Origin of the sequence: Pseudomonas benzenivorans (assembly GCF_033547155.1) — a bacterium.
Classification (GTDB): Bacteria; Pseudomonadota; Gammaproteobacteria; order Pseudomonadales; family Pseudomonadaceae; genus Aquipseudomonas; species Aquipseudomonas benzenivorans_B.
Window position 1 is genome coordinate 2309755 of sequence record NZ_CP137892.1, and the last position, 11596, is coordinate 2321350.

11 protein-coding genes are annotated in these 11596 nt (G+C 66.2%); 5 read left to right on the plus strand and 6 right to left on the minus strand.

All coding sequences use genetic code 11. The annotated features are described in order from the left end of the window. Window positions 1-3 precede the first annotated feature (3 nt). Complete coding sequence (locus SBP02_RS10450) at window positions 4-1005, plus strand: glutathione S-transferase family protein (protein ID WP_318639660.1); 1002 nt, start codon at window positions 4-6, stop codon at window positions 1003-1005. 17 nt (window positions 1006-1022) lie between these two features. On the opposite strand, the gene cysG is transcribed toward SBP02_RS10450, so the two are convergent. The 6 genes from cysG to ftsK form a co-directional block, all read right to left on the minus strand. Next, window positions 1023-2417, minus strand: a complete 1395-nt coding sequence (gene cysG / locus SBP02_RS10455) for a siroheme synthase CysG (RefSeq protein WP_318639661.1) — start codon at window positions 2415-2417, stop codon at window positions 1023-1025. A 104-nt stretch (window positions 2418-2521) separates the two neighbouring features. Beyond that, the gene (gene serS / locus SBP02_RS10460) at window positions 2522-3802 is read right to left on the minus strand and encodes a serine--tRNA ligase (protein WP_318639662.1); all 1281 of its coding nucleotides are present in this window, start codon (window positions 3800-3802) and stop codon (window positions 2522-2524) included. 16 nt (window positions 3803-3818) lie between these two features. Next, window positions 3819-4193 carry a fluoride efflux transporter CrcB gene (gene crcB / locus SBP02_RS10465; protein WP_318639663.1) on the minus strand — a complete coding sequence of 125 codons (375 nt, stop codon included), beginning with the start codon at window positions 4191-4193 and terminating at the stop codon, window positions 3819-3821. Further along, on the minus strand, window positions 4190-5515 hold the full coding sequence (locus SBP02_RS10470) for a replication-associated recombination protein A (protein WP_318639664.1): 1326 nt from the start codon (window positions 5513-5515) through the stop codon (window positions 4190-4192). The genes crcB and SBP02_RS10470 overlap by 4 nt, the downstream gene beginning before the upstream one ends. Window positions 5516-5534: 19 nt before the next feature. After that, on the minus strand, window positions 5535-6161 hold the full coding sequence (gene lolA / locus SBP02_RS10475) for an outer membrane lipoprotein chaperone LolA (RefSeq protein WP_318639665.1): 627 nt from the start codon (window positions 6159-6161) through the stop codon (window positions 5535-5537). A 30-nt stretch (window positions 6162-6191) separates the two neighbouring features. Continuing rightward, window positions 6192-8594, minus strand: a complete 2403-nt coding sequence (gene ftsK / locus SBP02_RS10480; RefSeq protein WP_318639666.1) for a DNA translocase FtsK — start codon at window positions 8592-8594, stop codon at window positions 6192-6194. Window positions 8595-8812: 218 nt separating this feature from the next. On the opposite strand from ftsK, the gene trxB reads away from it, so the two are divergent. The 4 genes from trxB (at window position 8813) to infA (ending at window position 11578) form a co-directional block, all read left to right on the plus strand. After that, window positions 8813-9763 carry a thioredoxin-disulfide reductase gene (trxB, locus tag SBP02_RS10485; RefSeq protein WP_318639667.1) on the plus strand — a complete coding sequence of 317 codons (951 nt, stop codon included), beginning with the start codon at window positions 8813-8815 and terminating at the stop codon, window positions 9761-9763. A 53-nt stretch (window positions 9764-9816) separates the two neighbouring features. After that, window positions 9817-10497, plus strand: a complete 681-nt coding sequence (gene aat, locus SBP02_RS10490; protein ID WP_318639668.1) for a leucyl/phenylalanyl-tRNA--protein transferase — start codon at window positions 9817-9819, stop codon at window positions 10495-10497. A gap of 54 nt (window positions 10498-10551) precedes the next feature. Then, window positions 10552-11259, plus strand: a complete 708-nt coding sequence (locus tag SBP02_RS10495) for an arginyltransferase (RefSeq protein ID WP_318639669.1) — start codon at window positions 10552-10554, stop codon at window positions 11257-11259. A 100-nt stretch (window positions 11260-11359) separates the two neighbouring features. After that, window positions 11360-11578, plus strand: a complete 219-nt coding sequence (gene infA / locus SBP02_RS10500; protein ID WP_002553999.1) for a translation initiation factor IF-1 — start codon at window positions 11360-11362, stop codon at window positions 11576-11578. The last annotated feature ends 18 nt before the right edge of the window (window positions 11579-11596 follow it).

Below are 11596 nucleotides of genomic sequence, written 5' to 3' on the forward strand. Positions count from 1 at the left end.
ATCATGGGGCTGCTGATCGACGGGCGCTGGCACGACCAGTGGTACGACACGGGCGAGGACGGCCAGTTCAAGCGCGAGAGCGCCCAGCGGCGCCACTGGATCACCGCCGATGGCGCCCCCGGGCCGAGCGGCGAAGGCGGTTTCGCCGCCGAGGCCGGCCGCTATCACCTGTATGTATCCCTGGCCTGCCCCTGGGCCCACCGCACCCTGATCCTGCGCAGACTCAAGGGGCTGGAGGAACTGGTCGGGGTCTCGGTGGTCGGCTGGCTGATGCGCGATGACGGCTGGACCTTCGACCCGGATCACGGCTCCACGGGCGATGCGCTGGATGGCCATGCCTTCCTGCATCAGCGCTACACCGCCGACGACCCGAGCTACAGCGGCCGGGTCACAGTGCCCCTGCTGTGGGACAAGCGGCGCGGGCGCATCGTCAGCAACGAGTCGGCGGAGATCATCCGCATGTTCAACTCGGCCTTCGACGGCCTGACCGGCAATCGACTGGACTTCTACCCGCAGGCGCTGCGCAGCGAGATCGACGCCCTCAACGCGCGCATCTACCCGGCGGTCAACAACGGCGTCTACCGCGCCGGCTTCGCCACCAGCCAGCAGGCCTACGAGGAGGCCTTCGTCGAGCTGTTCGCCGAGCTGGACCGCCTCGACACCCTGCTCGGCGAGCGCCGCTACCTGGCCGGCGAGCACCTCACCGAGGCCGACTGGCGGCTGTTCACCACCCTGATTCGCTTCGATGCGGTGTACCACGGCCACTTCAAGTGCAACCTGCGCCGCATCGAGGACTATCCCAATCTGTCCCACTGGCTGCGCGAGCTGTACCAATGGCCGGGTGTCGCGCCCACCGTGGATCTGCAGCACATCAAGAACCACTACTATGCCAGCCACGCCAGCATCAACCCGACCGGCATAGTGCCACGCGGACCGATGCTGGACTTCGCCCGCCCCCACGACCGTGAGCGCCTGCCCGGCAAGGGGGGCTGGCAGCGGCCCTGAGCGGCCGAGCCCCGGACTCAGACGTCGGCCTGCGCTCCTTCGAACCAGGCCAGTTTGTCGCGCAGCTGCACCACCTCGCCGACTATCACCAGAGTCGGGGCGTGCACTTCGTGGTGGCCGACCAGGTCGGCCAGGTTGGCCAGGGTGCCGGTGAAGACCCGCTGGTTGCTGGTGGTGCCTTGCTGGATCAGCGCCGCCGGCGTATCCGCGGCGCGGCCGTGGGCGACCAGCCGCTCGCAGATCAGCGGCAGGCCGACCAGCCCCATGTAGAACACCAGGGTCTGGCGCGGCGCCGCCAGCTCGGACCAGGGCAGGTCGCAGCTGCCGTCCTTGAGGTGGCCGGTGACGAAGCGCACCGATTGCGCATGGTCGCGATGGGTCAGCGGGATGCCGGCATAGGCTGCGCAACCGCTGGCCGCAGTGATGCCCGGCACGACCTGGAAGGGAATGCCCTGGGCCGCCAGCTGCTCGATCTCCTCGCCGCCGCGGCCGAAGATGAAGGGGTCGCCGCCCTTCAGACGCAGCACTCGCTTGCCCGCCTTGGCCAGGCTCACCAGGCGCTGGTTGATCTGCTCCTGGGGCACGGCATGCTCGGCGCGGCGCTTGCCGACGTAGATGCGCTCGGCGTCGCGCCGGCACAGCTCGATGATCGCCGGGGCCACCAGGCGGTCGTAGAGCACCACGTCGGCCTGCTGCATCAGGCGCAGGGCGCGGAAGGTCAACAGGTCCGGATCACCGGGGCCGGCGCCGACCAGGTACACCTCGCCCAGGGCCTGGGGCACGGCGCCGGCGATCTTCGCCTCGAGCAGGCGCTCGCCCTCCTGCAGCTTGCCGGCGAACACGCTCTCGGCGACCTGGCCCTGAAATACCTCCTCCCAGAACACCCGGCGCTGCTGCACATCGGGCAGCAGCGCCTTGACCCGGGCGCGGAAGCGCCTGGCCAGGCCGGCCAGCTGGCCATAGGCGGCGGGAATCCAGGTCTCGATCTTGGCCCGTATCAGCCGTGCCAGCACCGGCGCATCGCCACCGCTGCTGACCGCGACGATCAACGGCGAACGATCGACTATGGCCGGGAAGATCACGCTGCACAGCGTCGGCGCATCCACCACATTGACCGGGATGCCGAGCGCCTGGGCCTGTTCGGAAATCTGCGCATTGAGCGGCTCATCGTCGGTGGCGGCGATGACCAGCGCCGTGCCGGCCAGGTCATCCTGCTGGTAACCACGCAACAGCAGCTGATTGGCGCCCTGCCCGGCCAGCTCACGCAGCTCGTCGCGCACCTCGGGCGCCACCACCCGCAGCGTCGCACCGGCATCGGCCAACAGGCGCCCCTTGCGCAGGGCCACTTCGCCGCCGCCGACCAGCAGCACCCGGCGATCCTGCAGCTTATGGAACAGGGGTAGGAAATCCATCGCGGCCTCGACGAGCAAGAAAGGTAGGGGTGGAAAACCGCGCAGCATCTTCCAGCGCGGGCGGGATTGGGTGGAAAAGACCCGGGCCCTTTCCACCCGACTGCTCAGCCGATCACTTCGATGCCGCCCATATAGGGCTTGAGCACTTGCGGCACGCGGATGCTGCCGTCGGCCTGCTGGTAGTTCTCCAGCACCGCCACCAGGGTGCGGCCCACCGCCAGGCCGGAGCCGTTGAGGGTATGCAGCAGCTCCGGCTTGCCGGTCTCCGGGTTGCGGAAGCGCGCCTGCATGCGCCGCGCCTGGAAATCACCGCAGTTGGAGCAGGAGGAGATCTCCCGGTACTTGTCCTGGCTCGGCACCCAGACTTCCAGGTCGTAGGTCTTGGTCGCGCCGAAGCCCATGTCGCCGGTGCACAGGGCCAGCACCCGGTACGGCAGCTCGAGCAGCTGCAGGACCTTCTCGGCGTTGGCGGTGAGGTCCTCCAGCGCCTGGTAGGAGGTGCTCGGCTCGACGATCTGCACCATTTCCACCTTGTCGAACTGGTGCTGGCGGATCATGCCGCGGGTGTCGCGGCCGGAGGCACCCGCCTCGCTGCGGAAACATGGAGTGTGGGCGACGAACTTGAGCGGCAGCTGCTTGGCCTCGAGGATCTCGCCGGCGACTATGTTGGTCAGCGACACCTCGGCGGTGGGAATCAGGTACAGGTCGGCCTCGTTCTCGCGACCGATCTTGAACAGGTCTTCCTCGAACTTCGGCAGCTGGCCGGTGCCCTGCAGGGCCGGGGCCTGCACCAGATAAGGGGTGTAGGCCTCCTCGTAGCCGTGCTCGCGGGTGTGCAGGTCGATCATGAACTGCGCCAGGGCGCGGTGCAGGCGGGCGATGGGGCCGCGCAGCAGGGCGAAGCGCGCGCCGGACAGCTTGGCCGCGGTCTCGAAGTCCAGCCAGCCATGCTGCTCACCCAGGGCCACATGGTCCTTGATCTCGAAGTCGAACTGCTTGGGCGTGCCCCAGCGGCGCACTTCGACGTTGTGATCCTCGTCGTCGCCGATCGGCACCGACTCATGCGGCAGATTGGGGATGTTCAGCAGCAGGCTGTCCAGCTCGCTCTGGATGGCATCCAGTTCCTGCTTGCCGGCCTCCAGCTCGCTGCCCATGCGGTCGACGTCGGCCAGCAAGGGGGCGATGTCCTCGCCGCGCTGCTTGGCCTGGCCGATGGCCTTGGAGCGGCTGTTGCGCTCGGCCTGCAGTTGTTCGGTACGGGTCTGTACGGTCTTGCGCTGGGCCTCCAGCGCCTCGAAACGCGCTACATCCAGTTCGAAGCCGCGGGTCGCCAGGCGCTGGGCAATGTCTTGCAGTTGGGTGCGCACCAGTTTGGAGTCGAGCATGTCGGGTTCTCGTCGATCAGAGTTTGGTGAAGGATAGGCCGGCCCAGGTCGCGAGCAGGCCACCCGACACACTGAGCGCCACGTAGCCGATGGCCAGTGGCGCCTGGCCGCTTTCCAGCAGGCGCAGGGTGTCGAGGGAAAAGGATGAGAAGGTGGTCAGGCCGCCGAGGAAGCCGACGATCAGGCCGGCGCGCAGCTCCAGCGGCACCTCCGGGCGCAACAGGAACAGCCCGTACAGGTAGCCGATCAGCAGGCAGCCGACCAGGTTCACCGCCAGGGTGGCGACATTGAAGTGCTGCGGCCAGTGGGCATTGATCCAGTTCGCCGTGGCGAAACGCAACAGGCAACCGGCCGCGCCGCCCGCCGCCACGGCCAGGGTGGCGCCGATCATGGCTTTCTCCGTTGCCGCGGGCTGGCGCGATCCTGCTCGGCCAGGTGCCTGAGCTTGTCGCCGATCTTCAGCTCCAGGCCACGGGGCACCGGCTGGTAGTAGCGGCGTGGCGCCAGCTGCTCGGGGAAGTAGTCCTCGCCGGCGGCGTAGGCATCGGGTTCGTCGTGGGCGTAGCGGTACTCGTCGCCGTAACCCAGCTCCTGCATCAGTTTGGTCGGCGCGTTGCGCAGGTGCAGCGGCACCTCCAGCGAGCCCTGCTCCGCGGCATCACGCATCGCCGCCTTGAAGGCGTTGTACACCGCATTGCTCTTCGGCGCGCAGGCCAGGTAGACGATGGCCTGGGCCACCGCCAGTTCGCCTTCCGGGCTGCCCAGGCGCTCCTGCACGTCCCAGGCGTTCAGGCACAGGGTCAGCGCCCGGGGGTCGGCGTTGCCGATGTCCTCGCTGGCCATGCGCACCACACGGCGGGCGATATACAGCGGGTCGCAGCCGCCGTCGAGCATGCGCGCGAACCAGTACAGCGCGCCGTCCGGGCTGGAGCCGCGCACCGACTTGTGCAGCGCCGAGATCTGGTCATAGAAGGCCTCGCCGCCCTTGTCGAAACGCCGGCGGCTGTCGCCGAGCAGGTCCTGCAGCAGCTCGACGCTGATCTCGCCGCCATCCTCGGCCAGGTCGGCGGCATTCTCCAGGAAGTTGAGCAGGCGTCGACCGTCGCCGTCGGCGGCGGCCAGGAGGATCTGGAAGCTGGCATCCGGCAGGCTCAGGCGGCGCTCGCCCAGGCCCCGGACATCGCTCAGGGCGCGCGTCACCAGCCTGCGTAGCGCCGCTTCGTCGAGGCTCTTCAGCACGTAGACGCGGGCGCGGGACAGCAAGGCGTTGTTCAGCTCGAAGGACGGATTCTCGGTGGTGGCGCCGATGAAAATCAGCGTGCCGTCTTCCACATAGGGCAGGAAGGCATCCTGCTGCGACTTGTTGAAGCGGTGCACCTCATCGACGAACAGGATGGTGCGCCGGCCGTACTGCGCGGCGTGCTGCTGGGCCACCTCGACCGCCTGGCGGATCTCCTTGACCCCGGACAGCACCGCGGAAATGGTCTCGAAATGGGCGTCGGTGACCTGGGCCAGCAGCCGCGCGAGGGTGGTCTTGCCGACCCCCGGCGGGCCCCAGAAGATCATCGAGTGCAACGCGCCCTGCTCCAGCGCCTCGCGCAGCGGCTTGCCGCGGGCGAGCAGGTGCTCCTGGCCGACGTACTCGTCCAGGCTGGCCGCGCGCAAGCGGGCGGCCAGGGGTTGGGCGACGGGAGCCTTGCTGAACAGGTCCATGGAACCGGATGGCGGCCTCTTACTCTTGGATGACGTCCGCGCCCTCGGGAATGTCGAAGCTGAACTGCCCGTCATCCAGGCTTTCGTTCATCTGCACATTGAGGAACAGGATATTGGTGCGCTGGCCGATGCTGTCGATCAGCTGCATGTCGTTGAGCACGCCGCTGCGGAAGGACAGGCGCAGGCTGTCGAACAGGCTGTCCTTGGCCTTGGGCTTGAGGGTGAAGTCGACCACGCTGCCGCCCTCCTTGTGGCTGATCTCGAAGTTCTCGCTGATCTTCGACACGTCGCCGGACAGCAACAGGGCCGGGGTATGGGTCAGACGCTGATCCAGGGTCTGGATGGTGACCTGCTCCAGGTCCGGGTCATAGAGCCAGACCTTCTCGCCGTTGGACACCAGCAGCTGCTCCATCGGCTCGTCGGTGTGCCAGCGGAACAGCCCCGGGCGCTTGAGCGCCAGCTGCCCGGCGGTTTCCTGCAACTGGGTGCCGCTGCCGTCCAGGGTCAGCTGGGAGAAGCGCGCGGTGATGGTCTGGGCCTGGTTGAGCAACTGGGTCAGGCGCTGCACGGCTGCCTCGTCGGCGGCCTGGGCGGTAAAACTGGAGATGCTCAACGCTGCCAGTATCAGCATGCGAATCAGGCGCATGGTATTCCTCATAGAGTCGTTTTCCCGGTATCAGTCGCGAACGGGCCCGGGCGCGATCACCTCGCGCGAGCCGTTGGTATTCATCGAACTCACCACACCGGCCATCTCCATGGCCTCGATCATGCGGGCGGCGCGGTTGTAGCCGATCTTCAGCTTGCGCTGCACGGCGGAGATGGAGGCGCGGCGGCTTTCCAGGACGAAGGCCACGGCCTCGTCGTACAGCGGGTCCTCCTCGCTGCCTTCGCCGCCGCCCTCGCCGCCGCCCTCAAAGCCGCTGCCGGCCTCCTCGACACCGGCCAGGATGTCTTCGATGTAATCCGGCGTGCCGCGCTGCTTCCAGGCCTCGACCACCCGGTGCACCTCGTCGTCGGAGACGAAGGCGCCGTGTACGCGAATCGGCAGACCGGTGCCCGGCGGCAGGTAGAGCATGTCGCCGTGGCCCAGCAACTGCTCGGCGCCGCCCTGGTCGAGGATGGTCCTCGAGTCGATCTTGCTGGACACCTGGAAGGCCATGCGGGTCGGGATGTTGGCCTTGATCAGGCCGGTGATCACGTCCACCGACGGCCGCTGGGTGGCGAGAATCAGGTGGATGCCCGCGGCACGTGCCTTCTGGGCGATGCGGGCGATCAGCTCCTCGACCTTCTTGCCGACGATCATCATCATGTCGGCGAATTCGTCGACGATCACCACGATGGTCGGCAGGGGCTGCAGCAGCGGGGCCTCGTCCTCCATGCTCTGGCGCTTGTACAGCGGGTCGGGCAACGGCGTGCCGGCCTCGATGGCGTCCTTGACCTTGCGGTTGAAACCGGCCAGGTTGCGCACGCCCATGGCCGCCATCAGCCGGTAGCGCCGTTCCATCTCAGCCACGCTCCAGCGCAGGGCGTTGGCCGCTTCCTTCATGTCGGTGACCACCGGGCACAGCAGGTGCGGAATGCCCTCGTAGATCGACAGTTCGAGCATCTTCGGGTCGATCATGATCAGCCGCGCGTCTTCCGGCTTGGACTTGAACAGGATCGACAGGATCATGGCGTTGACCCCCACCGACTTGCCCGAGCCGGTGGTGCCGGCCACCAGCAGGTGCGGCATCTTCGCCAGGTCGGTGATCACCGGCTTGCCGCCGATGTCGTGGCCCAGGGCCAGGGTCACCGGCGACTTGGCATCGTCGTACTCGGCAGACGACAGCACCTCGGAGAAGCGCACGATCTGCCGGTCCTCGTTGGGTATCTCGATGCCGACGGTGGTCTTGCCGGGGATGACCTCGACCACCCGCACGCTGATCACCGCCAGGGAGCGCGCCAGGTCCTTGGCCAGGTTGGAGATGCGGCTGACCTTGACCCCCGCGGCCGGCTGAATCTCGAAACGGGTGATCACCGGCCCCGGGTGCACCGATTCGACGATGACCTCGACACCGAATTCCTTGAGCTTGATCTCCAGCAGGCGCGACATCGCCTCCAGCGACTCCGGGGAGAACTGCTTCTGCTTCTTTTCGGCCACGTCGAGGATGGAGATCGGTGGCAAGGAGCCTTCGATCGCGGCATCGACGAACAACGGCGCCTGCTTTTCCTTCAGCACGCGCTTGCTCGGCTCGGCGGGTTTCGGCTCGGCGGGTGGGGTAATGATCGGTGCGGGGCGCTTCTCGCGCTCGCTCATGTGCTTGCTCAGGGCCTCCTCGCGCTCGATCAGACGCTCCTTGACCTTGGCCTGCTCGCGGCGGTCGCGGACCACAGGGGCGGCGACCTCGCTGACCAGTTCGTCGGTCTCGCGCAACTGCACGAGCAGCTGCTTGCGCTCCTGGCGCGCAGTCCACCAGCGATTGACCAGACCCTGGATCAGTTCGGCCAGGTCCAGGGTAATTTTGCCGGTCAGGTCCATGACCTTGAACCAGGACAGGTCGGTGAATACGGTCAGGCCAAACAGGAACAGGGCAATGAACAGCAGCGTACTGCCCTGTACGTTCAGCGCATTGACCGCCAGCTGGCCAAGGCTCTCGCCCAGGGCGCCACCGGCCGAGGCCGGCATGCTGGAGCCGGCCTGGAAGTGGATATAGGCCAGGGTGGCACCGGACAGGATCAGGAATACCAGGCCGATCAGACGCCAGGAAAACAGCCAACCGCTCCATTGCCAGGGCTGGTGGCGGGTACGAAAGACCTGCAGGGTTTTTGCGCCCAGCAGCAACGGAAATACGTAGGCGAAATACCCCAAGGCCATGAACAGGATATCGGCGAACCAGGCGCCTGCCCGGCCGGCGGCGTTCTGCACCTGTTCGACGTTGCTGGTATGGGTCCAGCCCGGGTCGGCGGCATCGTAGGTCAACAGCGCCATCCACAGGTACAGGCACAGAGCGCCCAGGGCGATCAGCGCGCCCTCCTTGAGCCGGTAAGACAGTTGCTGGCGCCAGACGGGCGCCTGAGCAGTAGAGCTAGAGTTCTTCAAAACGCATCTATTCCTGCGTCGGCAAGCGCCGATTCATAGGGTAACGGCGAAATTGGCCTATTGTACGGGTTTACCCGGGCGCTGCCACGCTGGGCGGCCGCCGGCGCCGGCGACTCCCGCTCGCCCCCGCTTCGGTGTAGCATAGCCCGCAACAACTTTCGTGCGGCTCAATTGGAGCATGCATTCTCTTTTGTGACAAAGGCTTATGAGGTGTTTTTATGAGCGAAGTCAAGCATTCGCGCTTGATCATTCTGGGCTCCGGGCCGGCCGGATACAGCGCTGCAGTCTATGCCGCCCGCGCCAATCTCAAGCCCGTGATCATCACCGGCATCCAGCCCGGCGGCCAACTCACCACCACCACCGAAGTGGACAACTGGCCCGGTGACGTCGAAGGCCTGACCGGCCCCGCGCTGATGGAGCGCATGCAGAAGCACGCCGAGCGTTTCGACACCGAGATCGTCTACGACCACATCCACACCGCAGAGTTGCAGCAGCGGCCCTTCACCCTCAAGGGCGACAGCGGCACCTACACCTGCGATGCCCTGATCATCGCCACCGGCGCCAGCGCTCAGTACCTCGGCCTGCCGTCCGAAGAGGCGTTCGCCGGCAAGGGTGTTTCGGCCTGCGCCACCTGCGACGGCTTCTTCTATCGCAACCAGGTGGTCGCCGTGATCGGTGGCGGTAACACCGCCGTGGAAGAGGCGCTGTACCTGTCCAACATCGCCAAGGAAGTCCACCTGGTCCACCGTCGCGACAAGCTGCGCGCGGAGAAGATTCTGCAGGACAAGCTGTTCGACAAGGCCGAGAACGGCAACATTCGCCTGCACTGGAACCACACCCTGGACGAAGTACTGGGCGATGCCACCGGCGTTACCGGCGTGCGCCTGCAGGACACCACCAGCGCAGCGACCAAGGAGCTGGCACTGTCCGGCGTATTCATCGCCATCGGCCACAAGCCCAATACCGACCTGTTCCAGGGGCAGCTGGAGATGCGTGACGGCTACCTGCTGGTCAAGGGCGGCAGCGAAGGCAATGCCACCGCAACAGCCATCGAGGGCGTCTTCGCCGCCGGCGACGTGGCCGACCACGTCTACCGCCAGGCCGTCACCTCCGCCGGGGCCGGTTGCATGGCGGCCCTGGATGCCGAGAAGTTCCTCGACGACATCTGATAGCCTGAGGGCGTGCGCCTCGCGCCCGCCCTACCCTCTTCCGGCCCCATCCGATGCTGACCTGGCTACAACGTGACTCGCTGAGCTTCCCCCCGCTCGAACGGGCTCTGCGCGAACCCAACGGACTCTTGGCCGCCGGCGGCGACCTGAGCGCCGAGCGCCTGATCCAAGCCTACCGGCACGGCTGTTTTCCCTGGTTTCAGGATGGCCAGCCGATCCTCTGGTGGTCCCCCGACCCGCGCACCGTGCTATTCCCCCAGGAACTGCACGTTTCCCGCAGCCTGGCCAAGCTGCTGCGCCAGGAACGCTACCGAGTGACATTCGACCAAGCCTTCGCCGAGGTCATCCGCGCCTGCGCCGCGCCGCGCACCTATGCCGACGGCACCTGGATCACCCGCGACATGCAAGACGCCTATCTCGAACTGCATCGCCGAGGCATCGCCCATTCGACCGAGGTCTGGCAGGGCGAGCGGCTGGTCGGCGGGCTCTACGGCCTGGCCATGGGCCAGCTGTTCTTCGGCGAATCCATGTTCAGCCACGTCGACAACGCCTCCAAGGTCGGCTTTGCGACCCTGGTCGAACACCTGCGAGACTGGGGGTTCGCACTGATCGACTGCCAGATGCCCACACAGCACCTGCACAGCTTCGGCGCCCGCGCCATCGCCCGCGAACAATTCGCCGAGCTGCTGGAGCGGCATCTCGACCAGCCCAGCTGCGCCGACTGGCTCGCCTAGGCGTGCACGGCAGCCTGGCATACACTTACTCAAGGTTTACCTTGAGAGTCGACCATGACCGAGCTGGCCCGCCTGAAGTTCTACGCCACCCAGCCTCACCCCTGCAGCTATCTGCCCGAAGAACAGGCCACGACCCTGTTCCTCGACCCCAGCCAGCCCATGGATGCAGAGGTCTATGCCGAGCTCTCGGAAATGGGCTTTCGCCGCAGCGGCGATCACCTCTATCGCCCGCACTGCCAACACTGCACCGCCTGCGTGGCCGCGCGCATCCCCGCCGCCCAGTTCCGCCCGAACCGCCAGCAGCGGCGCATTTTCAAGCGCAACCAGGATGTGCAGGTGCGCCCGGTAAGGCCGGCGTTCAGTGAAGAGTACTATGCCCTCTACGCCCGCTATATCGAACAGCGCCATGCCGATGGCGACATGTACCCACCCAGTCGCGAGCAGTTTTCCACCTTTCTGGTGCGCGACCTGCCCTTCTCCCGCTTCTACGAGTTCCGCCTGAATGGCCGACTGCTAGCCCTCGCCGTCACCGACGCCCTCCCCAACGGCCTGTCAGCCGTCTACACCTTCTATGACCCCAGCGAGGAGCGTCGTAGCCTGGGCCGTTTCGCCATCCTCTGGCAGATCGCCGAAGCGGCCCGCCTGGGACTGCATGCGGTCTACCTCGGCTATTGGATCAAGAACTGCCGCAAGATGAACTACAAGACGCAGTACCGCCCAATAGAGCTGCTCGTCAACCAGCGCTGGATAACCCTTACCTGAAGGTCTTGGCGGAAACCTCCGTTTTCGGGCACAATGCACGCCGCTTTTGCCTGGGGCCAGTTGCGCCGGGCCATTCTTTGGATACCGAGGGCTTTACTGCATGTCGAAAGAAGACAGCTTCGAAATGGAAGGCACTGTCGTCGACACCCTGCCCAACACCATGTTCCGTGTGGAGTTGGAAAACGGGCACGTCGTTACTGCGCACATCTCCGGAAAGATGCGCAAAAACTATATCCGCATTCTGACTGGCGATAAGGTCCGCGTAGAGCTGACGCCTTATGACTTGAGCAAGGGCCGCATCACCTACCGCGCCCGCTAAGCCAAGCACCAGTGAAAA